We start from the raw sequence: 26543 nt of genomic DNA, 5'->3' as shown, positions 1-26543 counted from the left end.
ATGAGTACCCGCACCACTGACGCCCCGCCCGCCCCCGTGAAGCCGGCGGCGGGCGCGGCCGGTCCGGCCGGGACGCCGTCCCCGGCCGCTCCCGGCCCCCCGGCCCGCCACGGCCGGATGTTCCTCCTGGCGCTCGCCGCGCTGCTGGTCCTCACCGCCCTCGCCATCGTCCATGTGGGGCAGGGGACGGCCGCCGTCGACCTGCGCACCCTCTGGCAACTGCTCGTCGGCGCCGCCTCGGACCGGTCCGCCGACGAGCAGACCGCCGCCGTGGTCCTGGACTCCCGGCTGCCCCGGCTGGCGGCGGGGCTGCTGGTCGGCTCCGCGCTCGGCGCGGCGGGCGCCGCCCTCCAGTCGGTCTCCCGCAACATGCTGGCCTCCCCCGACACCCTGGCCGTCAACGCGGGCGCCTACCTCGCGGTGGTCTCCGTCGCCGCGTTCGGGATCACGCTGCCCGCGCTCCCGGCGGGCGGTACGGCGTTCCTCGGCGGCCTGCTGGCGGCGGGTGTGGTGCTCGGCCTGTCGCGGGCGGGCTCCGGGCCGATCCGGCTGGTGCTGGCGGGCTCGGCGCTCACCCTCGCGCTCTCCGGGCTGAGCGGGATGCTGCTGATCCTGCGCTCCCAGCAGACGACGGGGCTCTTCGCCTGGGGCAACGGGTCGCTCGCCCAGACCGGGATGCAGTCGATCGACCGGCTCGCCCCGCTGGCCCTGCTGGCCTTCGCCGGGCTGCTGCTGATGGGCCGCCGCCTGGACATCCTCGCGCTCGGGGACGACGGCGCGGCGGTGGTGGGGGTCAGTCCCCGGCTGACGCGGAGTCTCGCGGTGGTCCTCGCCGTGGTCCTGGCGGCGGTGGCCGTGACGGTGGCGGGGCCGGTGGGCTTCGTCGGGCTCTGCGCGCCCGCCGTGGTCCGGCTGCTCGGTACGTGGGTGCCGGGGCTGGTCCGCCATCGCGCGTTCATCCCGGCGTCGGCGCTCGCGGGGGTGCTCGTGGTGCTCGGCGCGGATGTGCTGCTGCGCGCGGTGTTCGGCGCGCAGGCGGGGGCGGAGGTGCCGACGGGGATCGTGACGACCTGCTTCGGCGCGCTGGTCCTGGTCTTCCTGGCGTACCGGTCGCGCGACCTGGGCACGGACGGCGGTTCCACGGCGTTCGCCCGGCTGCGCGGCCGGCGCGCGTTCGTCCTGACCGTGGTGGTCTCGGCCGTGGGACTGCTCGGTGCGGTGGTGGCGGCGACGCTGCTGGGTGATGCCACGCTGCTCCTGGGCGATGTGGTGAACTGGCTCGCGGGGCGGTCCGGGCAGTTCACGACGTACGTGCTCGACACCCGCGTCCCCCGGGTCGCCGCCGCCCTGCTGGCCGGTGCGGCGCTCGCCGTGGCGGGTGCGGTCGTCCAGGCCGTCTCCCGCAACCCGCTGGCGGAGCCGGGGGTCCTCGGGGTGGTCGGCGGGGCGGGGGTCGGGGCGGTCGCCGTCCTCACCGTCGTACCGCTGGCGAGCTTCTGGCTGATCGGCGGCTCCGCGCTGGCCGGTGCCGCGGCGGCCGCCACGCTGGTCTTCGGCCTGGCGGCCCGCCGGGGGCTGGAGCAGAACCGGCTGGTGCTGATCGGTATCGGCGTCCAGGCGGGCGGGGGCGCGTTCGTGAGCCTGCTGATCGTGCTGACGGACCCGTACAACGCGACGAAGGCGCTGGCCTGGCTGGGCGGGTCGACGTACGGGCGCACGTTCCCGGAGCTGGTCCCGGTGCTGGTGGCGTTCGCCGTCGCGCTGCCGGTGCTGGCCGTGATGCGCCGCGACCTCGATCTGATCGGGCTGGACGGCGACACGCCCCGGCTGCTCGGTGTCCGCCTGGGCGCGACCCGGCTGGCGCTGCTGAGCATCGCCGTCGTGCTGACCGCGGGGGCGGTGGCGGCGGTGGGGGTGATCGGCTTCGTGGGCCTGGTCGCGCCGCACGCGGCCCGCGCGCTGGTGGGCCGGCGGCATGTGCGGGTCGTCCCGGTGAGCGCGCTGCTCGGCGCCCTGCTGGTGGTGGTCTCGGACACGGTGGGCCGGACGGTGATCGCTCCGGCGCAGATTCCCGTGGGGCTGCTCACAGCCGTGATCGGTGCTCCGTACTTCATCTGGCTGCTCTGGCGGTCCCGGGGCGACGCCTAAAGGTTGCTGCGCTAGGCCCGGGCGATCTCCAGGTCCCACCTGCGGGCGCCGCCCGGGCCGGTGGAGAACGGTGCGCAAACGGACAGTTGATCATGTCCGGGGTGGCCGAATCCGGGCGTGATCGCCGTTGTGCAACAACCTTCAGGGGGTGTCCCGGGACTCCGGCCGACCGGAGACCCGGGACACCGTCGCCACGCAGCGTGATCACCCGGTAGCGTGCGCCGGAAGTTCCGGGGGGCCGCCCGTACCCGGTCGCCGGGCGGCGGACCGGCCGGCCGGACCCGTGACCACCCCGGCCCCACGGCGATTCACGCCCATGGGCCGGGACCGGCGCGCCCGCAATTCCTCGCGCCCCGCCGACGGGCGGTCGGCATAGCCGATCGCTCTCCGTCAGCACCTTATCAACCGGGCAGAAACTAACCCGCGAAACTTCCGGCGCGACGTACCGGCCGGTAACTCATTACCGGTTACCACCGGAAGAGGACCGGCCCACCCGATAAGAAACCCCGGACCCTCCGTGCGCACAGGGCGGACCTGGCCATTCCTCTCGCGGCTCTGCTAGCGTGCGGCTCAAGCCGTTGCAGGGGGATGCGTGTGGCAGGGGGGCCTCTATGCGAGTTATGAATAACTTCGCAGACCGTTCATATTTCAACCGGTCCGCTGTGAGAGTGTTGCCCACGGAGCCACCATGTCCCTTTCGCCGACAAAAGGGTGACGGCGAGCGCATCCGGCCGTACCGGTGAAACTTCTCTGCCTGCCCCACGCCGGGGGTACCGCGAGTCGCTATCACCGGTGGACATCCCTGGTGCCGCCGCACATCGACATCGTCCCGCTGGAACTCGACGGGCGTGGCGACCGAATGTCCCAGGGGTTCTACGCGTCTTTCGCGGAAGCCCTCGACGACCTCACCCGCCGAGCCGTCGCGGCACTGGAGCCGGGGAATTCGTTCGCGATCTTCGGCCACAGCATGGGCGCCTACCTCGCGCTGGAGCTCGAACGGCGCCTGGAGTCCCTGGGGCTCCGGGCCGACCGGCTGTTCCTCTCGGGGCGCGGCACACCGGACTACCGCCACGTCCTGAGCAGGCCCGTGCGGGAGCTGAGCGATCAGGAGCTGATCGCCGGACTCGACGTGTACGGCGGCCTTCCGGACGCCATCGCCCGCCATGAGCTGATGCGCACGCTGTTCCTGCCGATCATCCGCGCGGATTTCCACCTCCTGGAGGACGGCGCCCGCTCGATCGACGAGCACGTACCCGTACGGAGTCCCCTGACCCTTCTCAACGGCGAGGACGACGCCAGCGCACGACAGGCGCCGCCCGGCGTCTGGGAAGCACTCAGCACGTCCGGCGTGGAATTCCATTCCTACGCCGGGGGACATTTCTTCATCGATGAGAACCTGCAGAGCATCATCGAACTTATCGTGGAAAAAACAAAGAGGGGGCTGGAGAAAGATGGTGTCTCCTTCCAAGGATGACGCTGCAGCGGTTTCGTATGTCTCGGGCGGTGAGGTGGTTTCCCCGCCCCGCTGGAAGACCATATTCGGAGCCCTGGAAGAAGCCGCCGCACAAGCGCCCGGCACAAAGATTCATCTGTACGACGTCGACGGTTCGTACGACTTCACCACTTACGGCGCCCTGCACGAGGACGCCTTACGTCTCTCGCACTGGCTCACGGAACGGGCCGGGCTCCGTGCGGGCGACCACCTCATTTTCCAGCTGAACAACTCGCACGAATATCTGCGGGCCTTCTGGGCGGCCGTCCACGCCGGAATCGTCGTCGTCCCGCTCAACGTTCCCCATGTCATCGACCGGGGAAATCTGGAGGGCGTCTCCAACGTCCTCTCCACCCTCGGTTCCGGCCATGTGCTCATCGGCTCACGGCCGGCCGACGCCTACCTTCCGGCCGTCACCGGGGCCGGCGTCCCGCGCGACGCGGTCCTGGCCCTCCCCAGGGACGCCGAGCTGCCGGATCCCGGCAGCTCAGCCGCCACACCCGCCGCGGAGCCCGACGGAGCGGCGGTCATCTTCTTCACCTCGGGGAGCACGGGAGCGCCCAAGGGCGCCGTGCAGACCCATGCGGCGATCCTGGCCCGGGAGGCCGGGGTCATGCAGCTCGACGGCGGGGCCACGGACATCCAGCTCAATTGGATGCCTCTGGAACATGCCGCGGGCATTCTCATGTCGCATCTGCGCGGTGTCCGCCGACTCGGCGAACAGGTCCAGGTGGCGCCTGGACACATTCTGGCCGATCCCCTGGTCTGGCTCGATCTCATCGACAAGTACCGGGTCAATTACACGTGGGCACCGCAGTTCGCCTACTCCCTGCTCGGCAATCTCGTGCCGACCCGGAAAGATGCGTCCTGGGACCTGTCCTGCCTCCGGCAGTCCATCAATGCGGGCGAGATGCTCAACGCCCGCGCCGTGGCACAGCTGACCTCGCAACTGGCCGAGTTCGGACTGCGACCGGACGTCATCGTCCCCGTGTGGGGCATGGCCGAAACCTGCTCCGGGGTCTTCTACAACCTGGACTTCGCCCCCGCGGACGGGACTTCGGGCGTTGCCCCGGAGCCGGATGCCCGCGCGGAGGGGGAACGCGCCGGGCGCGCACCCAAGTTCGTCGCGCTCGGCCGGCCGATCCCCGGTCTGGACGTGCTCGTCGTCGACGACGAAGGCCGGGCCGTGCCCGAGGGGCAGGTCGGGCACCTCCAGGTGCGCGGGGCGTGCGTGACCCGGGAGTACTTCCGCAACCCCGCCGCGAACGGGGAGAGCTTCACCGCCGACGGCTGGTTCAGGACCGGCGATCTCGCCCATGTCCGGGACGGTGTGGTCACCATGACCGGCCGGGCCAAGCAGATCCTGATCGTGAACGGGCTCAACTTCGACCTCTCCGAGGTCGAGGCGGCCATCGAGGAACTCCCGGACGTGGAGACCAGTTTCACGGCCGCCTGGGCCCACACCGACCCCGCTACGGGCGAGGAGCAGGCCGTCGTCTTCTTCGTCGCCCGTGCCGGACGCCCGGCCGGGCCGGTGGTCGACGCCATCCGCGCCCAGGTGCTGCGCCGGATCGGGATCAGGCTGCACGCGGTCATCCCCGTCGGCCGGGAGGACATTCCCAAGACCAATCTGGGCAAGATCCAGCGGGCCAAGCTCGGCGCGGCCTACCGCGACGGCCTGTTCTCCGACCGCACGGCCGGTCAGGACGGCGAGGAGCGGAACCGTGCGGAGCTGACCGAGGCGCTGCGGCCGCTGATCGGCGCCGGGCGCTATCTCACTGCTTCCGTCCGGGAGCTGGGCCTCGGCCGGACCGCGCCGGACTCCCGCCCGGCGGGCGCCCTCGCGCTGGGCGGCCTCGGTTCGGGGTGGACCCGCAGCAGTGAGCTGGAGCACGCCGTCGACGCGGTACGGGGTGTGGCCGGCTCACGCGTCTGGACCGCCGACGTGCTGCTGCCCGGTGTGCCGGGTGCCGTCGTCGCCGTCGAGGCGCGCTCGGACCACGCCGACTACCGGGCGGCCGTCCATGAACGGGCCGTCCGGGTCCTCAAGGCCCACGGTGTCACCCACCACGCGGTCGGCTTCACCTCCGCGATCGCCTCGCACCCGGAAACGGACCTGCTCGAAGCGCTGCTCGGCGGCGCCCCCGCACCGTCCGGCCCGGCCGTGGACCCCGCCCCGGCGCGCCCCGTCGGTGTCTACGCAGACACGCTCGTCCGGGCCGACGCGGAGGCGTCCGGATCACGCCGGCCCGCCCCGGTGCTCGCGGTCCTCACGGACGACGAGCAGACCCTCACGGGCTTCCTGGGCTCCGCGGACCGGCGGGTCGTGTGGGTGCGCCCCGCCGCCCCGGGCGGGGGTGGCACAGTACGGCTGGAGAGCCGCGGCCTCCCCGGCGTGCTCACCGCCGAGGTCGACCCCGGCTCCCCGGAGGCGTACGCCCAGCTCGCCCACGCCCTGAGGGGTGCGGGCGTCGACTCCCTGGAGATCGCGCACCTGTGGGCCCTCGGCGCCCCCGGTGACGGGGACATCCTCGGCGCGCAGTCCCGGGGCGTGTTCAGCGTGCAGAACCTGCTGCGGGAGCTTCCGGCGGCCGGGGTCACCCTCACGTACGCGACCGTCTTCACCCGCGACGCGCTCGGTGTCCTCCCCGCCAACCCGGGCTACGGCTCCGCCCCGCTCGCCGGTTTCGTCCGCAGCGCGGTGGCCGAGGGGCACGCCCTGACGCACATCGACCTCTCCGGGCCGGGCGGCGACCTCGCCGCGCTCCACGAGATGGAGGCTTCTCAGCCGTACGACGGTCTCTCCACGCTCTACGTCGACGGTCTGCGCCACCGGCAGGCGGTCGAGCCGCTGGCGCTCCCCGCCACCGGGGCCTCCCTGGACGGTGAGGACGGCTTCCTCGTCGTCACCGGTGGGTTCGGCGGCATCGGAAGGATGCTCGTCGCCCTGCTGCTGCGCCGCTTCCGGCGCAACGTCCTGGTGCTCGGCCGCCGTGACGCGTCGGCGGTCCGGGACCGGATCAGCGAGTTCGAGGCCATCGCGCGCGAGCACGGCGGGGTCTTCGCCTACGCCCGGTCCGACCTCCAGGACGCCGCACAGCTCCGGGAGACCGTCCGGGACCACGCCACCACGTCCGGGCTGCCGCTGGGCGGGATCTTCCATCTGGCGGGCATGGTCCACGAGGCCCTGGTCGGCGAGCAGTCCACCGAGGAGCTGACGGAGGTCTTCAGGCCGAAGGTCGCCGGTCTGCACCTGCTGGGCGAGCTGCTCGTCCGGGAGCACCCGGGCGCCTTCCTCACCACCTTCGCCAGTGCGCGCAGCCTGGCGCCGGGGGCGACCGTCTCGGCATACGTCGCCGCCTCGGACTTCGCCGGGCACTACTCGGCCCACCTCCGCTCCCGGGGCGTCCGCGCGACGTCCGTGGCGTGGGGTGTCTGGGACGAGACGGGCATGAGCCGGAACCTCAAGGTGAACCGGGCCCTGCACCGGCGGGGCATCGAGACCGTCGAGCCGCTCCAGGCGCTCGGCGCCCTGCTCGGCGCGCTCCGCTCGGACCGGCCGAGCCTGTACATCGGTGTCGACGGCTCACGTCTCCCCCAGGGGCTGGCGGTCGAGGAGCCGGTGAACGAAACCGCCTGTGTCGTCACGGACTTCAGCGAGTTCGAGCGGCTCTTCGCGCCACACGCCGAGGCCGTGGAGAGCGCGGTCCGCGAGCGCGTCGGCGGTACGCGGCCGGTGCGGTACGCGATCCTGGACGAGCTGCCCGTGGACCGCAACGGGCAGGTGGACCGGGACATGGTCCTGGACCGGCTGGACGTGCTGCGCGGCGCGGTGACCGTCGAGGAGCCCCGGAACGCCACCGAGGAGCGCATACGCGACATCTGCCGGACGGTGTTCCGGGTCGGGACCATCGGGGTGACGGAGAACCTGTTCGACCTCGGTGCCGACTCGATCGCCACCATCCAGCTGCTCGCGAAGCTCCGGGACGACGGGGTCGCCGTGGTCTCGCACGAGGAGTTCTACCGGGAACCGACGATCCGTCACCTCGCTTCGCAGGCGGCGCCGGAGAGCGCTCCGGGCACGCCGGACGCCCTTCCCGCGACGGCCGTCGAGGTCACGGACGAGCTACCGCTCACCCCGCAGCAGCGTCGGCTCTGGTTCCTCTTCCAGGCCGATCCGACGAGCCCCTACTACAACAACACCGTCTCCATCGAGGTGTCGGGCGGTGTGGTCCGGCCGCTGCTGAAGACCGCGCTCATGACGCTGGTCGCCCGGCACGAGGCGCTGCGCGTACGGTTCCGGGAGGACGTCTCCGGGGCCGTACGGCAGCACGTCGTCCCGATCGAGGACGTGGACCTGCCGTTCGCCGAGCACGATCTGCGGGACCTTCCCGAGCACGAGCGGGCCCGCAGGCTGGACACGCTCATCGCGGACTCCGCCGCCACCCCGTTCGACCTGCTGGCCGAGCTGCCGGTGCGGGCCGCCATCGTGACGAGTACGGACGAGCACGTCACCCTCGTGCTGACCATCCATCACATCGTCTCGGACGGCTGGTCGATGGGGGTGATCCTCTCCGATCTCTCGGCGATCCACGACGACCTCCTGCACCACGGCGCACCGAAGCTGACGCCGGTGCGGGGGCTCTACGGCCGGTACGTCGCCGACGTGACCGCGTACGAGAACTCACCGGGCTACCAGCAGCAGCTGGCGTACTGGACGGACCAGCTCCAGGAGGTGGCGGTCCCCGCCGAGCTGCCGACCCGGGCGAACACGGCGGAGGCCCTTACCTCCGACGGCGAGCACCACGAGTCCACCGTGGGCCCCGAGGTGCTGCGCGGTCTGCGCAGGCTGGCGCGCGACCACGACGTCTCGCTGTACGTCCTGCTGCTCGCGGCCTACTCCGTCCTCCACCAGCGGCTGACGCTCAGTCAGCATGTCCGGCTGGGCACGCTGATCGCCAACCGGAGCCTGGGCAACACGTCGGACATGGTCGGATTCCTGGCCAACACCCTGCCGCTGGACATCGAGATCGACGACGACGCGCCCTTCTCCGCCCTGGTGCGGCAGGTCAAGCGCAAGGTCATCGGGCTGCACGACAACCAGGACGTCCAGTTCGACTCGCTGGTGCAGGCCCTGCAGCCGGAGCGGGTACACAACAAGAACCCGCTGTTCCAGGTGCTGTTCGTGCTCCAGAACGCCCAGATCGAGCGGATCTCCACCCCGCAGGCGGACTGGAGGCTGAAGATCTGGGAGAGCGACACCGCGAAGTTCGACCTCTCCGTCCAGGCCTTCGAGCGGGACGGGGATCTCGATCTCGTCTTCGAGTACCGCCGCGATCTCTTCGCCCGGCAGGACGTCGAACGCTGGGTGGAGGCCTACCACACGGTCCTGCGTGACCTCCCGTCCCTGGTGGACCCGGAGGTCGGCCGGATCGAGATCGTGTCGCCGGCCGAGCGGGAGCGCATCCTGTCGGTGAACGGCCCGCTGGACGCGCCCCTGCCGTCGTCGATCCCGGCGGTCCTCTCCGGCGTGGTGCGCGAGCGCGGTGACCGTACGGCCCTGGTCATGGGCGGGGAGTCGTACACCTTCGCGCAGCTCTGGGAGCGGTCGGCCGCCTACGCCGCGTATCTGCGGGCGGAGGGCGTCACGCCCGGCAGCCGCGTCGGGATCATGGCCCGCCGCTCGCCGCACGTGGTGATCGCGATGATCGCGGTGGCCCGGCTGGGGGCGGCCTACGTCCCCGTACGGCCGTCCGACCCGGAGGAGCGCCGCAGGCTGGTGCTCGCCGACTCCGAGGCCGTGGTCCTGCTCGACGACCGCGCGGATCAACCACTGGGTGCTGTACGACAGTTGCCGCTGGCGGTCTACGACACCCCGGACTCGGGGGCCGAGGACGGCCGGCACGCTCCGGATGCCGCGTCGACCCCGGCGTACATCATGTACACCTCGGGCTCCACGGGCCGGCCCAAGGGTGTGGCCGTCTCCGTCGAGAACGTCCTCAGGCTGGCGTACGAGCCGGACTTCGTCGAGCTCGGCGCCGGGGACGTGGTGCTGCAGACGGGTTCGCTGACGTTCGACGCCTCCACGCTGGAGGTCTGGGGTGCGCTGCTGAACGGGGCGGAACTCCATCTCGTCGACGAGCACGTGCTGTTGGACGTCACCGCGCTGCGCGAGGCGATCGACGGTTCGGGTGCGACGGTCATGTGGATGAGCGCGCCGCTCTTCAGCCAGATCGTGGACTCCGACCCGGGTGTCTTCGGCCGGCTGCGGCAGCTGCTCGTGGGCGGTGACGTACTGCCGCCCCGGCAGATCCGGGCGGTGATCGAGGCGTGCCCCGGCATCCGGATCATCAACGGATACGGGCCGACCGAGAACACCACCTTCTCCACGACGTACCGCATCCCCGACGACGTCCCGGCGGACCGGGCGATCCCGATCGGACGGCCCATCGGCCACTCCTCCGCGTATGTGCTGGGCTCCGGCGGGCGGCTCCAGCCCATCGGGGTCCCGGGTGAACTCCACGTCGGCGGGCGGGGCGTGGCGCTCGGGTACGTCAACCGGGACGACCTGACGGCGGCCTCCTTCACCGAGGACCCGTTCGCCGCGGGCGGCCGGATGTACCGGACCGGTGACCTGGTCCGGCTCAACGACGACCTGGACATCGAGTTCATCGGGCGCGCGGACCACCAGGTCAAGGTGCGCGGCTTCCGGGTGGAGCTGTCCGAGATCGAGCTGGCCGTCCGCTCACTCGCGTACGTCCGGGACGTGGCGATCGAGGCGCGGACGCCGGAGGGCGGCACCCTGCGGCTGGTCGCGTTCTACTCGGCCGACGGCGACGCGGACATCCGGGCCGACCTGGAGCGGCTGCTGCCGGACTACATGGTCCCCGCCGTCTTCGTCCGGCTCGACCAGCTCCCGCTGGACCGGAACGGCAAGGTCGACCGGCGGCAGCTCGCCACCATCGACGCCGTCGCCGGTGACACGGGCGGCGGGGCTACGGGTCCCGACGAGGACCTGGGGCCGCAGGGCGAGGAGCTGCGGCGCGTCTGGGCCGATCTGCTCGGCTTCGACACGTTCACCGCGGACGACAACTTCTTCAGCCTGGGCGGGGATTCGATCCAGGTCATCCAGATGACCAACCGGCTCCGCGGCGCCGGGTACCAGGTCTCCGCGAAGGAGGTCTTCGAGAACCAGTCGATCCGCAAGCTGGCCGCGCTGCTGGTCCCGCACGCCTCCGCGTCCCTCGCGGACCCGTCGGTGAACACCGTCGAGCGGGCGGAAACGGCCGAACTCGCCCCCGTACACGCGTGGTTCTTCGAGACGCTCGGCAACGACGACTGGCACGACCACTGGAACCTGCCGCTCGTCCTGGACCTCGACGAGGACTACCCGCTCCCCCGGATCGCAGGGGCGCTGCGGGCGGTGCAGGAGCAGCACCCGGCGCTGCGGGCCCGGTTCTGGCGGGACGGTGCCACCTGGCACTACCAGGAGGGGCTACCCGCCCACGACATCCCCGTGCGCGAGTGGACCACCGAGCGGGTGGCCGACATCCAGCCGCAGTTGACGGCGTTGCAGCAGGCGCTCAGCGTCGGCGAGGGCCGGATGCTGCTGGCGGGCAAGGTGAACGCGGGCGGCAGGGTCAAGCTCGTCCTGGCGCTGCACCACCTGATCAGCGACGGCGTCTCGCTGCGCGTCCTGGCCCGTGACCTCCGCACCGCGCTGCGCGAGGGCCCGGACGGGGTGCGGCTGCCGGCCGTCGCGGCGACCTTCTCGTCCTGGATCGCCGCCACCCACCGGCGGGTCGCCTCACCCGAGGTCCAGGGGCAGATCCCGTACTGGACCGAGGTCGCCTCGCAGGTCCGCAGCCCCTTCCCCCGTACCGTGCTCACGGAATCCGCCACGGTGGACCGGGAGTTCACGGTCGGCCCGGAGGCCACGGACCGGCTCGCCCGGATCGGCGCCTCCCTCGCCGGGGCCGAGCTGCAGCACGCGCTGCTGGCCGCGCTCACCCGGGCGTACGGCGAGGCGTTCGGCGAACCGGAGTTCCCCGTCCTCCTGGAGGGCCACGGCCGGTCGGACTCGCCCGGCTCCCCGGACATCTCCGGGACGGTGGGCTGGTTCACCAGCATGTATCCGACCGTGCTGCGGGGTGCGGGCGACGGAGGTCCGGTCGCGGACGTCCGGGCCGTGCGGGAGCAGCTGAAGGCGATACCCAACGGCGGGGACGACTACGGGGTCCTGGCCTATCTGGACCACTCCGTGCCGCCGCTCGTCTCGGCCGTGCCGGTCGCGTTCAACTACCTCGGGGCGATGCCCGGCGGGATGGAGCTGGCGAGTTCGGCGTACGGGGACTTCCGCTCGGGAGCGTCCCGGCGTGAGTGCGCCGTCGAGTTCAACATCTTCAAGTACGGCGACGACCTCAAGGTGTCGATGCGGGTGGACTACGCCTTCGCCGGCTCCCCGCAGGTGGTGGAGCTGCTGGAGGCGTACGAGCGGAATCTCCTCGCGCTCGCGGAGAGGCTCGACGGGCTCACGGCCCTGGTCCCGGCGACGGAGGAGCCGGGCGCCGCCGTGCCGGCCGCGGACCGGGAGGCCGTCCTCGCGTCGTACGGTGCCGACGCCCAGCACATCCTGCCCCTGACAGCTACTCAGGAGGGTCTGCTCTACCACCAGTTGATGCACCCGGACGGCAGCGACTACTTCGGCCAGGTGGTGACCACCCTCTCCGGGAATCTCGACCTCGCCGCGTTCGAGGCGGCGTGGAGCATCGTCATCGCCGAGAACGAGATGCTGCGGACCGTCTACGGCTGGGAGGGTCTCGCGCAACCCGTGCAGATCGTCCTGGACGCGGTGGACTTCCGGATCGACCACCGGGACCTGACGGACCGGAGCGGTGAGGCCGAGCGCCGGCAGGCGGTGGACGATCTCCTCGCCGCCGACATCGCGGCCGGGTTCGATCTCACCAGCGGCCCGCTGCTGCGGGTCACGGTCGTGCGGACCGCCGCCGACGAGCACGTCTTCGCCTTCAGCTTCCCCCATGTGTCGCTGGACGGCTGGAGCGTGTTCCGGATCCTCGCCCGGACGCTGGAGCTGTACGACGCCGGGGTGCCCGAGCCGGGCGCGGTCGAGCCCGCGCCGAGCTTCCGGAGCTACGCGGAGTGGCTGCGGAACCTCGATCTCACCGAGGCCCGTGACCACTGGGCGCGCTATCTCACGGACGCCACCCCCTGGGTGCTGCCGCCGGAGGCGCGGTCGACGGCCGAGGAGAACCGCTTCTCCCAGCTGGACCTGGTGCTCGACGAGGACGAGACCGCACTGGTGCGGGAGTTCGCGGCCGGGGCGCACTGCACCCTGAGCACCGTGCTCCAGACGGCCCTGGCCCTGACCCTGCGCATCGTGTCGGGCGCGGACGACGTGCTCTTCGGTGTCACGGTCTCCGGACGCTCCCCCGACGTGCCGGATGTGGAGCGGGTGGTGGGGCTGCTCATCAACACGCTGCCCATGCGGGTGCGGATGGCCGACGACCAGCCGGTGGAATCCCTCATGGGGCGCATTCAGACCGACGGTTTCAGTGCCATCGAGCACAGCGGGATGGCGACCACCCACATTCTGGAGAGTGCCGGGAGCGGAAAGAACCGTGCGCAGTTCAGCGTGCTGTTCATCCTGGAGAACTATCCGCTGGGTCCGGAGTTCCTGACCTCGAAGAATCTGCGGATCGGGCCGTTCGCGAGCCATGAGCGGACGAACTACGAACTGACCGTGGTCGCCATTCCGGGCGAGCGGCTCACCGTGCGGTTCTCGTCGATGACCGGCGTGGTGGAACCCACGTGGGTCTCCGCGTTCATGGGGCTGTTCCGCACCGCCCTCCACCAGGTCGCCTCGGGCCACCGGCTGGTGGCGGATGTGGACGGCGTCGACACGACGGAGCTGGCCGAACTGCTCCGGGGCGCGGAGGACGCGCCGACCGTGGAGGCCGAGCACGAGGACCAGCTGGAGTTCTTCGAGAAGTACCGCGGCCCGGTGTTCGTGCTGGACGAGAAGTCCCGCCCCTGCCCGATCGGCGTTCCCGGCCATATCCATGTGGCGGCCGACTCGGTCTCCGATCTCCCCGTCGACGGCGAATGGGCCCAGTGGATGGCGGAGGGCGAGATCGAACCCGGATTCCCCTCGGCCCACCGGCACCTCTATCCCACGGGTGATGTCGGTATGTGGACGAGCCGCGACTCCATCAAGCTTCTTGACTGATCCAAGGAAAACAGGGTTTATCATGCCGATTCGCAACACCCAGCGCGTATCCGAGCTGATTCGCCACCAGGGGCGGCGCTATCCCGTCGCCGTGGTGGAGGCACGCGTCCGGGAGGTCGCCGACGTGGCGGAGTGCGCGGCCGTGCAGCTGCGCACCGCGGGCGGCTCGACGCGTTCCGTGGCCTTCGTCCGGACGGTGTCGGGGCGGGCGCTCACCGTCGAGAGCCTGTCGGGGCTCCCGGTGGACGACGTGGTCACCGTCTCCTGCCTGCCGCTGGACGGCGGGGGCGCGGTGGACTACGCGTCACTGCGGCAGGCGGCGCTGGTGGACGCGCCGCAGCTGGCGGAGCTGGAGGCCGGGTGGCGGGAGAGCCACGGGCTGGGCGAGAGCGTCGTGCTGTACGGGGAGTCGTACGACTACGGCGCCCCGCTGGCCCGCCGCGCATACGCCCCCGCCGGCCCGGCGCCGGTGGAGGTCGGGTCCGAGCCGATACCGGGGGCGGCTGGCGCCGTGCCCGCGTACATCCAGGGGCCGCCGCTGCTGCCCGCACCCGGTGACGTGAGGACGCTGCCGGAGGCGCTGTACCGGGCCGCGCGCAGCGGTTCCGGGCGCGGGTGCCACTTCGTGGACGCGGCCGGCGGTGAGGTGTTCCTTCCGTATGCCGAGCTGCTGGGGCGGGCCGAGCGGGTGTCGGCCTTCCTCCGGGCCGACGGGGTCGCCCCCGGGGACCGGGTCCTGCTCCTCGGCTCCGGGCAGGAGGAGTTCGTCGTCGCGCTGTGGGGTGCGCTGCTGGCCGGGGCGGTGGCCGTTCCGGTGACGCCGTCGGCGGACTACCGGGAGCGCCGGGCCGAGGCCGAGAGCCTGCGGCGGATCTGGACGACGGCCCACGAGCCGCGGGTCCTGGCCTCCTCCGCGCTGGTGGAGGCGGTCCGGCCGCTGCTGGAGGGGGCTTCCCTGCTGTCGCTGGCCGAGGCCGAGCGGTGCGCCGCCGCGCCGGTCGTGGTGGACGTCGATCCAAAGTCGCCCGCGGTGATCCTGTTCACCTCGGGGAGCACCGGCACCCCGAAGGGGGTGGTGCAGTCCCATGTGAACATCGTGCACAAGCAGCGGGCGGCGGTGCAGCACAGCGGTTACGCGGCGGACGACGTCTTCCTCAACTGGCTGGCCATCGAGCACGTGGTCGGGCTCATCCACTCCCACCTGCTCCCCGTCCACCTGGACGCCGCCCAGGTCCACGCGGCCACCGACCACGTCCTGGCGCGGCCGACGCGGTGGCTGGACCTGGCGACCCGGCACCGGGCGACCATCACCTGGGGCCCGAACTCCATGCTGGCCCTGCTCGCGGACACCGTGGCGGGCGGCGAGCCGGGCGACTGGGACGTGTCGGCCCTGCGCCGCTGGATCAACGCGGGCGAGCAGGTCCACTTCACCACCTGCCAGCGGCTGTTGGGGCTGCTGGAGCGGTACGGGCTGCCCGCGCAGGCCATCAAGCCGGAGTGGGGCATGTCCGAGACGTGCAACATGGTCGTGGTCTCGGACGCGCTGGAGTACGGGAAGTCCACCGGCGTGCAGCACGTGGACCGGATCCACCCGGACGGCCGGATCACCTTCGCGGCCTCGGAGTCGACCGCGCCGAGCCGGTTCGTCGAGTGCGGCCGGGTCTATCCGGGCGTGGACGTGCGGGTCGTCGACGACGCGGGCGATCTGGTCGACGAGGGCGTGGTGGGCCACTTCCAGGTGCGCGGGCTGACCCGGCTGGTGGAGTACTTCAACAACCCCGAGGCGAACGCCGGGTTCTTCCGCTCCGACGACTGGTTCGACACCGGGGACCTGGCGTTCGTCCGGGACCGCAGGGTCACCTTCACCGGCCGTGGCGCCGACCTCATCATCGTCAACGGCGTCAACATCCAGAACGTCGACCTGGAGGCCGTCGTCGAGACGGTGGACGGCGTCCTGCCGTCCTTCGCCGCCGCCTGCTCGGTCCGCGACGAGGACGACGTCACCGACCATCTGGCGATCTTCTACGCCTCCGAACTGACCGCCCAGGACGCCCTGTTGCGGCAGATCAAGGAGATCCAAGCCGCGCTGCGCCGGGAGTTCGGCCTCTCCGCGCGCCATGTCGTGCCCCTGCCCGCCGGCGAGATCCCGAAGACGAGCATCGGGAAGATCCAGCGGAGCAAGCTGGTCGCCCGGCTCCAGGACGGCACGCTCGACGAGCGCCTCCACGCCGTCGGGCAGACGCGGGGTGCGGGGGCGGCGTTCGTGCCGCCGTGGTTCTTCGTGGAGACCGAGCAGCCGCGGGTCCTGCCCGCAGCGGACGGCCGGCCGGTGCTGCTCGACGTGGTGGGCGGCGAACCGGCGGAGCGCGCCGAGGTCACCCGCGTACTCTCCCGGGACCTTGCCGTGCAGGCACCCGGGGAGATCCCCGAGGGCACGCTCGACACGGTGGTCGATCTACGGCTGACCCGGGCCGGCTGGGAGAGCGGGGCGGTCTCCGAGCTGATCGCCGACACCACGGCGGCCGTCGCGGCACGCACCGCCGCGCGGAAGCTGCGGATCGCCCTGGTCACCGTCGCCGGACAGGCGCGGGACGATCTCGCGCGGGCCCAACTGGGCGCCCTCCAGGGCTATGTGCAGAGCGTCAACGCCGAGGCCGGTGAACCGGTGGTCGTGTGGGTCGACGCCGACACGGTCGACGAGACCAACGCGGGACTGCTGGCACGGGAGTTGGTGGCGTACGCCCCCGCCCCGGCCGTCGCGTACCGCGCGGGGACCCGTACCGAGCGGGCGCTCGCCCCGGCTCCGCGCGACCCCGGCGGGGTGGCGGCCGAGATCAAGCAGGGCGGCCGGTACCTCGTGACCGGTGGCCTCGGCGGGGTCGGGCGGGAGCTGTCCCGTTTCCTCGCGGAGAAGTACGGTGCCCGGCTCGTGCTCGTCGGCAGCACGCCGGCCGAGCGGCTCGACGAGGAGCGCGCCCAGGCGCTCAAGGCCCTGGAGGCCCGGACCGACGTCCGGTACGCCGCCGTCGACCTGGCCGCGGCCGACGCGCCGGACCGGCTCCGTGCCGCGCTGCGGTCGGTCACGGACGGGCGTATCGACGGGGCGTTCCACCTGGCCGGTCTCGGCAACTTCGGTGCGGACGAGGGGCTGGACGGGCTCGACGGCGCCCCGCGCCTCGACGCGGACCGGCTGGAGCGGTACACGGCCCTGAAGGTGCGGGGCATGGCGGCGCTGGCCGGGGAGCTGGCCAAGGACGCGCTGCTCGTCGGGTTCAGCTCGGTGAACGCCTACTTCGGGGGCGCCGGGTACACCGAGTACTCCGCCTCCAACAGCGCCCTAAACGCCTCCGTCCGGGTCCTGCGGGAGCAGGGGTACCGGCGCGCGATGTCGCTGGGCTGGAGCGCGTGGACCGGTACGGGCATGTCGGGCGGGGCCGGTGCGGGGATGCCGGTCGAGCGGCGCGGTTTCGTCTCCCTCGACGTCGACCTGGCACTGGAGTCGGTCGACATCGCGGTCCGGCGCAATCAGGCGGTCACCTACGTCGGCCTGGACGGTACGCACCCCGATGTGGCCTCGCAGGTGCGCCACAAGCCCGGCTGGGCCCTGGTGCCGCGCTACTTCTACGCGGCGGGGAGCGAGCTGCCCTCGGGTGAACTCACCAAGCTGTCAGCCGTGTTGGTGACGTCGAAGGTGGACGGGATCCCCCGGAAGGCCGACGGTCACATCGACACGGTCCGGCTGCTCCAGGCCGTCGGCACCACGGCCGCGGCCGCTCCGCCGGAGACCCCGACGGAGCAGCGGCTCGCTGCGCTGTGGGAGGAGATCCTCGGCACGGAGAACCTCGCGCGCGACGACGACTTCTTCATGCTCGGCGGCCACTCCCTGATGGCGGCCCGGCTGGCCAACGACATCCGGCGGGAGTTCGGGGTACCGATCGCGCTGCACGAGTTCTTCAGGAGCTCGCGGCTCTCCGCCGTGGCCGCCCTGATCGACGGGAAGGCGGCGGCGGACGCCCCCGAGGAACCCCGCCCCCGGGCCCGGGTGGCGGACGACGGCCTCTCCAGCGCCCAGCGGCGGATCTACTTCGCGGAGAAGGTGGAGCCCGAGCTGGCGCTCTACAACATCGTGGCCGCCTGGGAGTTGGACGGCGCGCTGGAGGCCAGGCTGCTGGAGAAGGCGCTCGTCCACGTCACCCGTCGCCATGAGTCGCTGCGTACGGCGTTCGACACGGTCGACGGCGCCCCGCGCGCCCGGCTGGTCGAGTCGCCCGCCGTCCCGCTGGACCATGTGGACCTGCGGGACCGGGAGGCGGCGGAGGCCGAGTCGGTGCTCAGGGAGACCCTGGACCGGGAGCTGGCGCACACGTACGACCTGGCGGCGGCGCCGCTCGCCCGCTACACCCTCGTAAGTCTCCCCGGCCCGAGGGACGTTCTGGTCGTCTCGCACCACCACATCGCCTCCGACGGCTGGTCGCTGAGCGTCTTCATGCGCGATGTGGTGACCGTCTACAACGCGCTGGTCTCGCAGGACATCCCGCTGCTGGCCGCGCTGCCGCCGGGCATCACCGAGGCAGTGGCCCGGCAGGACGCGGCCGGTGCCGCATCCGGGGCGGCGGCGGACCACTGGCGCGGGGTGCTGGAGCAGGCGCCCGAACCGCTGTCGCTGCCCACCGACTTCAGCCGCCCGCAGCTCCAGTCGTACGCCGGGGACACCCTCTTCCTCGAACTGGACCGGGACGAGGTGCGCCGGATCGCCGGGGCCGCCGCGTCGACCGGGGTGTCGAGCGCGGTGTTCCTGGCCACCGCCTTCAGCCTCTTCCTCTCCCGGCTGAGCGGTCAGCGGGAGTTCTTCGTCGGCATGCCGGCGATGCGGCGGGACGATCCGGCGCTGCTGGACGCGGTGGGCATGCTCGTCAACACGCTCCCCTGCCGGGTGTCGCTCGCCGACTCCGCGTCCGTACGGGATCAGTGCTCGGCGGTCCACCGGTCCATGACGGGGCTCCTGGAGCACCAGGACTATCCGTTCGACCACATGGTCACCAACTTCGCCGAGGGCCGGGACACTTCGCGCCCGCCCATCGTCCAGACCATGTTCAACTACGTCCCCCGGGAGGAGTTCCCGGAGTTCACCGGGGCCGCCCGGACGCCGCTGGACCTGCGGCACCGCATCGCCCGTTTCGACCTCTCCCTCCACGCGTACGAGCGCGCCCACGGGCTCACCCTGGCCTTCGAGTACGCGACCTCGCTCTTCCGCGAGGAGACGGTCGACGGCTGGCGCGCGCACTTCCGTACGCTGCTGTTCTCGATGGCCGACGCACCCACCGCCCCGGTACGGGAGTTGAGCGTGCTGACCCCCGCCGAGCAGGCGGAGACGGTGCGCCTGGCCGTCAACACACGGGAGGACGCACCCACCGGCTCCATCGCCGCGGCCTTCGCGGAGACGGTCCGGGCCCATGGCGACCGGACGGCCGTGGTGCACGGCGAAGAGGAGCTGACCTACCGGGAGTTGGACGCCCTCAGCTCCTCGCTCGCGGCCCGGCTGCGGGAGCGGGGCGTGGGCGTCGGTGACCGGGTCGCGGTGGACGCCGAGAAGGCCGCCACCACGGTCACGGGCATCCTCGGCGTGCTCAAGGCGGGTGGGGCGTACGTCCCGGTCGACCCCGAACTGCCGCCGGAGGTCGCCGCGTCCATCCTCCGCGCGGGCGGCATCCGCCACCGCCTCTCGGCCCGGGGCCTCACCCGGATCGACGCGGCGGGCGAGCCCGAGGGGGAGACGGTCGCGCTCCCCGTCCGGGAGACCGGGAGCGAGGCGTCCCCCGTCACCGGGGAGCACGAGGCGTACGTCATGTTCACCTCGGGCACGACGGGGCTGCCCAAGGGCGTCTCCATCGGCCAGTCGAGTGTGGTGGGGCTGGTCCGGGAGCCGGGCTGGATCACGCTCGACGAGAACGTACGGGTGCTCCAGACGGGCGCGCTCTCCTTCGACGCGTCCACCTTCGAGATCTGGGCGGCGCTCCTCAACGGCGGCACCCTGATCCTCACGGAGAAGGACACCGTCCTCGACGTCACCGCGCTCCGGCGGGAGATCCAGCTGCGCCGGCCCACCCTGATGTGGGTGAGCGCACCGCTGTTCCACCAACTGACGGACGCGGACGCCACGTTGTTCGCCGGGGTGGCGGAGCTGGTGGTCGGCGGCGACGTCGTCTCGCCCGCCCGGGTGAACCGTGTGCTGGAGGGGTGCCCCGGCATCCGCGTCACCAACGGGTACGGCCCGACCGAGAACACCACGTTCAGCACCACGTTCTCCACGGACCGGCCCGTGGACGGCGCCCTCCCGATCGGGCGCCCCTTCCCCGGCCGGATCGCCCTCCCGCTGGACGACACGGGCGCGCTCGTCCCGTACGGCGTGCTGGGCGAGCTGTACGTGGGCGGCGAGGGGCTCGCCCTCGGGTACGTCGGCAACGAGGAGGAGGCCGCCCGCCGCTTCGTGGAGGTGGCGGCCCTGCCGGGCGTTCGGCTCTACCGGACGGGCGACTGGGTCACCCTCGACCGTGACGGCCGGCTCCACTACCACGGGCGGCGCGACGGCCAGGTCAAGGTCCGGGGCCACCGCGTCGAGCTGAACGCCGTGCGGAGCGCGCTCTGCTCCCTGCCCGGGGTGCGGGACGCGTTCGTCGTCGCCGGTGCGGAGAGCGCGGGGGCCCTGACGGCCCATGTCGCCGCCGAGGGGCTGGGGGTGGCCGGGATCCAGGAGGGCGTGCGCCGGCTGATCCCGCCGTACGCGGTGCCGTCGGTCGTCCATGTCTACGACGCGCTGCCGCTCAGGAGCAGCGGCAAGGTGGATGTCGCACGGCTGCGTTCGGGAGACGCGGAAGGGGTGCCCGAGGCGCCGGGACGTTCCGCCGAACTCACCGCACGTGAAAGGGTGTTGCTCGACGCCTACCGGTCCGTCCTGGGGCGGGAGCACGTCGGCCCGGACGACTCCTTCTTCGACCTCGGGGGCGACTCGCTGCTGACCATCAAGCTGGTCTCGGTGCTCCAGGGCGAGGGCGTGCCGGTCGACCCGAAGCAGGTGTTCCTGTACCCGGAGGTCCGCGGCCTGGCGAAGGCGCTCGACGAGCGCGCGGCGGGCGGGAGTCCGGCCACGGGGGACCCCACGGCGAAGCTGGTGCGGCTCAACCCGCGCGGCGGCGACGGGCCGGGGATCGTCTTCGCACCCCCGGCCGGCGGGACCGTGCTCGGCTACATCGAACTGGCCCGCCATCTGCGGGGGTTCGGGGAGATCCACGGGGTGGAGGCGCCGGGACTCGGCGCCGGTGAGACCCCGGTCTACCCGTCGTTCGAGGAGATGGTCCAGTTCTGCTCCGACTCGGCGGCCGGGGTGGCCGGTGACGGCGTCTACATCGGCGGCCACTCCCTGGGCGGGCACATCGCCTTCTACCTCGCCACCATGCTGCTGGACCGGGGCATCAGGCCGAAGGGGCTCATCATCCTCGACACCCCGCCGAGGCTGGGCGACATCCCGGTGGCCGACGCGGACCTCACCGAGGAGGAGACCAAGGTCTTCATCCTCGCCATGGGGATCGGCGGGATGCTGGACCAGGACCGGGACGCGCTGAAGGACCTCCCGTACGAGGAGGCGAAGCAGCTGCTCCTGGACCGGGCGAAGAACGACCCGCGGGTCTCCGCATTCCTCAGCGAGGACTATCTGGACCGTTTCCTGCGGCTCCAGATGCACCAGCTGATGTACTCGCGGGACGTGGTCCTGCCCCAGCGGAAGCTGGACATCCCGGTCCATGTGTTCCGGACCAAGAACCACGCACCGGAGGTCGCGCGTCTGTTCTCGGCATGGGAGAACTACGCGGCGGGCGAGGTGACCTTCGTCGACATCCCCGGGGACCACGCCACGATGCTCAGGGCGCCCCATGTCAGCGAGGTCGCCCAGCTGCTGGACCGCCACTGCGGGCTGTCGTCCGAGGAGGGCCCGCGCGGCTAGCCGCGCGGGGCTCCCCCGCACCCTCTCCGGTGCCGTTCGGCACGACGCCGCCGACGGCACCGGAGGGGCGCCACCTCGATGGACATACGCGGCCGGGCCCGTACCCCCCACGGCCAGGCTCCGACCCAGGGACGCACGGACATTTCCATGATTGACCATCACTCCACAGCTCTGCCGGGACCGGGACCCTCGGCGGTGGCGATCGTCCTGTCCGCCGAGGAACGGGCGGAACTGAGGGCCCGCGCCGAGTGGCCGGACCGGCGGCGGGCCGAACGGGCCCGGATCGTCCTCGCGTGCGCCGACGGCATGTCGAACATGGGCGCTGCCCGGTCGCTCGGGGTCGCGGTCAAGACCGTCGCCAAATGGCGCCGCCGCTTCGCCGCCGAGGGGATGGCGGGGCTCGACGACGCCTGCCGCGCCGGCCGGCCCAAGGCCGATCTGGTGCTGGGCGAGGACGAGCGGGCGCAGCTCACCCGGTGGGCCAGGCGGGCGAAGACCGCGCAGTTCCTGGCGCTGCGCTCGAAGATCGTGCTGCGCTGCGCGGAGGGCGTGACGAACCGGCAGGCGGCGGCCGACCTCGGTGTCGACGAATCGACCGTGGAGCGGTGGCGGGCCCGGTTCATCGCCCGCCGTCTCGACGGGCTGCGCGACGAGCGCCGGCCGGGGCGGCCGCCGTCGATCCGGCCCGGTCAGATCGAGGACGTCATCGTGGCGACCTTACAGACCAGTCCGGGCGTGGACACGCACTGGACCCGGGCGCTGATGGCACAGCGCACCGGGCTGTCGAAGTCGACGATCGGGAGGATCTGGAAGAGGTTCGACCTCAAGCCTCATCTCCAGGACGCGTTCCGGCTCTCCGCCGATCCGCGGTCCGGCGCAGAGTCCGTGGGCCTGGCCGGTCTGTTCCACGCGCCGCCTCAGCGGACGGTGGTGCTCTGCGTCGGCGGGGACGGCGTCGGCGGCGACCGGACGCCGTCGCCGCCCGGTCCGCCCGGCCCCCGCCCGTACGCCACCCCTCTGCGCCACACGGTCGACCGCCTCTTCGCCACCGGGACGGCAGAGGTGGCCGGTGACGGGGTGGGCGGTGGGCGTCCGCCCACGCCGACCGCCGCGTTCCGGGAGTTCCTGGTCGCGGTGGAGCGGGCGGTGCCCAGGGGTCTCGACGTCCACCTGGTCTGCGACGGGCCCGCCGCCCGGAGCGCGCCCGAGATCGGCGCCTGGCTGGCCGAACGCCCCCGCTTCCACGTCCACCCGACCCCGGCCGGTTCGTCGTGGCCGGAGCAGCTCGACCGGTGGCTGGGCCTGCTCACCGACCGTTCCGTACCGGCGGAGTCCCTGGGGCGGCAGATCACGGCGTGGCACTCCGGCGGGACGCGCTCCCTGGGGCCGTTCGCCTGGACCGGACCGGCCGGGGAACCGCGCACGGGTTCCGGATCGCGGGCCGGGTGACGGTGTCGGTACGGTGACGGGTCCCCGCCCCCGTCACCGTACCGACGCCGTCGTCGTCACCGTGCGGATGCCCCGCCACCGGACCGGCGGAGCCCCCGGGCCAGATGGAGTCCGACCCCCAGGGCCAGGACCAGCACACAGCCGGAGAAGACCAGGCCCGCGTCGCGCAGCCCCAGCCACAGGGTGAGGGCGCCCACGCCCACCACCGGCAGCGAGATGCCCAGATAGGCGACGACGAAGAACGCGGAGACCGTGGCGGCCCGGTGCTCCGCCGGTGCCGCTCCGCTGATCGCCGTCACCGCGCCCCGGAAGGCCAGCCCCTGCCCCAGGCCGCCGCAGAGTGCCCCGGCGATGAGCAGGGGCAGCGAGGCGAGCAGCAGCGAGGCCGCCACCAGCACCAGTCCGGCGACCAGGACGAAGCACCCGCCCGGCAGGGCCCGCCGCTCCCCCACCCGGCCCATGAGCGCCTGCCCGGCCGTCGAGGCGAGGAAGACGGTGAAGACGACGAGCCCGGTCAGGGCCAGGTTGTGCACGTCGAGCGTCTCGGCCACGAACGCCGGGGCGACGGCGGTGAAGAGGCCCAGGAGGGAGAATCCGGCGAAGGCGGCCAGCGCGGAGGGGGCGAAGACTCCGCGCACCTGGGGCGGCACCGCGATCCCCTGCGGCCGGAGCCGGAAGCGCCGTACGCCGGAGGTGACCGTCTCGGGCAGCAGCCAGGTCAGCAGGGCGGCCACGGCGATCAGCGCCAGATGGGCCAGGAAGGGGAGCCGCAGGGGCCACGGCGCGTACTGGGCGAGCAGCCCCGCCAGCAGCGGCCCGCACCCGAGGCCGCCCATGTTGGCGGCGGTGGCGGCGAGTCCGGCTCGCGCCGCGCGCCCCGGCGGGGCGAGTTCCAGCACCGTGACGGTGGCGGCGCCGCTCAGCAGCCCGGCGGCGAACCCCGACAGCAGGCGGCCCGCGAAGAGGGCGGGGAGCCCGCCCTCGAAGAGGAAGCAGAGGGCGCTGGCCGCCGAGAAGCCGAGCGCGGCCAGCAGCACGGGCCGCCGTCCCGCCTCGTCGGAGACGTTCCCGGCGAGGAGCAGGGTGGCGATGACCCCCAGGGCGTAGACGGCGAAGACGATCGTCACCATCAGCTCGGAGAACCCGAGCTGTTCGCGGTAGAGGCCGTAGAGCGGGGTGGGCAGGGTGGTGCCGGCCATGCCGATCGCGAAGACGGCGGCCGCCGCCGGGTAGCCGGGGCGGCTCATGAACGCTGCGGGGGTGCGGCGGGGGTGGTCTGGCTGAGCACGCACCGCAGGTGGGCGGGATCGTCCGCGCGGCCGACGGGCACGGGGCCCGGCCCGCCGTCACGGTCGCCGTGGCCAGCGCTGTCGTCGTCACGGCCGTCCGGGGACGGCCCGGCGCGGTCTCCGCTGTCTGCCATTTTCCGAGCGTAGCCCCGGGGCGGGCGGCCCGCAGTTCATGGCCGCGGCCCGCCCGCCCCGGGTCATCGGCGGTGCCGGATCAGCGCGATCCGCCGTACCGCCGTTCGAAACCGGCGAACGCGGCCTCCTGGCGCCACTGGATCGCCGCCTTCGGGTTCTCCTCCAGGTGGCGGGCGCAGGCCGGGGCGGGCGGGGCGAAGCCCGGCCGGGATCCGGCGCAGGCGCGCACCGGGCGGTAGGCGGTGCGGCCGGGCCCGGTGGCCCAGAGGCCGGCCCCGTCGACGAAGGCGTACTCCAGCGAGGCGCGGGCCAGGTCCTTCAGCTCGGCGTAGCCCAGTCCGTAGGTCTCCCGGGCGTACTGGTACTCGTGGCTGATGTCGATGCGCGAGACGCCGGGGTCGTCGGTGGCGAGGACCACGGGGACGCCGTAGCGGCGGTAGGTGTCGAAGGGGTGGTCGTCGCCGGCCACGCCCAGGATCTGCTTGTTGCTGCTGAACGGCACCTCGACGGCGACGCGGCGCTCGGCCATCGTCCGGGCGAGGCCGCGCCAGTCGTCCTCGTGGACCAGGTCGACGCCGTGGCCGATGCGTTCGGCCCCGGCGACGAGCACGGCCTCGCGGATGTGGAAGGTGAGGTCCTCGGGCTTGACCAGGCCGGGGGTCAGTTCACCGGCGTGCAGGGTGAGCCGGACGTCCGGGTACTGGGTGCGCAGGTACTGGAGCATCCGCATCTGGAGGCTGTAGTTGCGCAGCGCGCTCTCCCCGTCCTCCGGCTGGACGAGGTTGACCGCGACGAACCGGGGGTCGCGCTCGGCGAGCCGGAGGCCGACGGCCATCTGGGTGAAGACCCGTTCCGGCGAACTGCCCCGGGAGACCTGGGAGATCCACCGTACGGGCAGCCGGCAGCCCGGTGCCGGGCGGCGGGTGTCGCACCGCGCGGCCTCGCGGAACTGGGCGTCGGCGGCGTCGGCCTCGCGGACCGCCTCGGCGACGACCTGGTCGAGCTTTCCGCCCGCGACGAGCTTGCGGTGGAAGGCGGCGAGGTCGGCGTCGTAGCCCACGGACTCGGCGAGCTTGCGCGCGCTGCCGGAGGCGGGGGTGACCAGGGTCTCCAGATAGAACTGGTTCTGGGCCACCACGGTGTCGGCGACGTTGGCGAGGAGCTTGCCCCGGTCGCGGGTCGCCTCCCCGAACTTGCCGAAGGTGTCGAAGAAGTGGTCGTGGCCGGACCGGTCGGCGGGGAAGTCCTGCATCGACCAGGCGCGGACGATGCGCAGGCGGAACTCGGCGTCCGTACGGGCGTCGGCGGCCGGACGCGTACCGGGCCCGCAGGGCGGTTGTACGGCGGTGTCCGTCGCGTCGATGCAGAGCCCGTTCTCGCCCGCGAGCTGGATCAGGTACTCGGTGGTGACCGCGCCCGACAGGTGGTTGTGCAGGTCGGCGCCCTTGGGCAGCGCGGCGAAGAAGCCCTTCAGCCGGGCGGGGTCGCCCTGCAGGGCGTCGAGCTGGGCGGAGGTCCGGCGCTCGGCCGGGGTGAGCGGGCGGTACGACACGGGCCCGGCGGCCGGGGCGGGCGGCTCCTGCGCGGGGGCGGCGGTGGCCGGGATCGCGGGCAGCACCGCGAGCAGGGCGAGTACGCCGATCCCGGCCGGGACAAGGGACTTGGGACGGCGTCGCGCCGTCCGGTTCGAGATGATCACCGCCAAATGATGGCTTCGGGTGGACGCGTTCCTCCTCCGGAGGCGGGGTTCGACAGCAAGATCCACTCGATCGGGCGGGAAGACTGTCT

8 protein-coding genes are annotated in these 26543 nt (G+C 72.6%); 5 read left to right on the top strand and 3 right to left on the bottom strand.

The window, feature by feature from the left end:
- From ACQ9ZG_RS31745 to ACQ9ZG_RS31725, 5 genes are all read left to right on the top strand, one after another.
- Window positions 1-2148, top strand: a complete 2148-nt coding sequence (locus ACQ9ZG_RS31745; RefSeq protein ID WP_499281493.1) for an iron ABC transporter permease — start codon at window positions 1-3, stop codon at window positions 2146-2148.
- 739 nt (window positions 2149-2887) lie between these two features.
- Window positions 2888-3622, top strand: a complete 735-nt coding sequence (locus ACQ9ZG_RS31740; protein ID WP_258312401.1) for a thioesterase II family protein — start codon at window positions 2888-2890, stop codon at window positions 3620-3622.
- Between the two features lie 34 nt (window positions 3623-3656).
- Window positions 3657-13886, top strand: coding sequence for a non-ribosomal peptide synthetase (locus ACQ9ZG_RS31735; protein WP_109917251.1), 10230 nt, complete (start codon window positions 3657-3659; stop codon window positions 13884-13886).
- Between the two features lie 22 nt (window positions 13887-13908).
- A complete protein-coding gene (locus ACQ9ZG_RS31730; RefSeq protein WP_499281492.1) occupies window positions 13909-21882 on the top strand; it encodes an amino acid adenylation domain-containing protein in 7974 nt (2657 codons plus the stop codon).
- Window positions 21883-22029: 147 nt separating this feature from the next.
- Complete coding sequence (locus ACQ9ZG_RS31725) at window positions 22030-23331, top strand: IS630 family transposase (protein ID WP_181398251.1); 1302 nt, start codon at window positions 22030-22032, stop codon at window positions 23329-23331.
- 56 nt (window positions 23332-23387) lie between these two features.
- Here ACQ9ZG_RS31725 and ACQ9ZG_RS31720 read toward each other — a convergent pair whose 3' ends face one another.
- The 3 genes from ACQ9ZG_RS31720 to ACQ9ZG_RS31710 all read right to left on the bottom strand — a co-directional run bounded on the left by ACQ9ZG_RS31720 (window position 23388) and on the right by ACQ9ZG_RS31710 (window position 26454).
- Window positions 23388-24578: an MFS transporter gene (locus tag ACQ9ZG_RS31720; RefSeq protein ID WP_499281491.1), complete on the bottom strand. Its 1191-nt coding sequence runs from the start codon at window positions 24576-24578 to the stop codon at window positions 23388-23390.
- Complete coding sequence (locus ACQ9ZG_RS31715) at window positions 24575-24754, bottom strand: hypothetical protein (RefSeq protein ID WP_499281490.1); 180 nt, start codon at window positions 24752-24754, stop codon at window positions 24575-24577. The genes ACQ9ZG_RS31720 and ACQ9ZG_RS31715 overlap by 4 nt, the downstream gene beginning before the upstream one ends.
- 80 nt (window positions 24755-24834) lie before the next feature.
- Complete coding sequence (locus tag ACQ9ZG_RS31710) at window positions 24835-26454, bottom strand: adenosine deaminase family protein (protein ID WP_499281489.1); 1620 nt, start codon at window positions 26452-26454, stop codon at window positions 24835-24837.
- Window positions 26455-26543: the final 89 nt, after the last annotated feature.

Origin of the sequence: Streptomyces araujoniae, assembly GCF_050871195.1 — a bacterium.
Taxonomy (GTDB): Bacteria; Actinomycetota; Actinomycetes; order Streptomycetales; family Streptomycetaceae; genus Streptomyces; species Streptomyces bacillaris.
The sequence above is the reverse complement of the archived record's forward strand: the minus strand, read 5'-3'. Positions and strand labels throughout refer to the sequence as shown.

Bases quoted from the DNA above. Each gene is read 5' to 3' on its own strand.
- ACQ9ZG_RS31745 (WP_499281493.1), top strand. From the start codon at position 1: ATGAGTACCCGCACCACTGACGCCCCGCCCGCCCCCGTGAAGCCGGCG.
- ACQ9ZG_RS31730 (WP_499281492.1), top strand. From the start codon at position 13,909: ATGCCGATTCGCAACACCCAGCGCGTATCCGAGCTGATTCGCCACCAG.
- ACQ9ZG_RS31725 (WP_181398251.1), top strand. From the start codon at position 22,030: ATGATTGACCATCACTCCACAGCTCTGCCGGGACCGGGACCCTCGGCG.
- ACQ9ZG_RS31720 (WP_499281491.1), bottom strand. From the start codon at position 24,578: ATGAGCCGCCCCGGCTACCCGGCGGCGGCCGCCGTCTTCGCGATCGGC.
- ACQ9ZG_RS31715 (WP_499281490.1), bottom strand. From the start codon at position 24,754: ATGGCAGACAGCGGAGACCGCGCCGGGCCGTCCCCGGACGGCCGTGAC.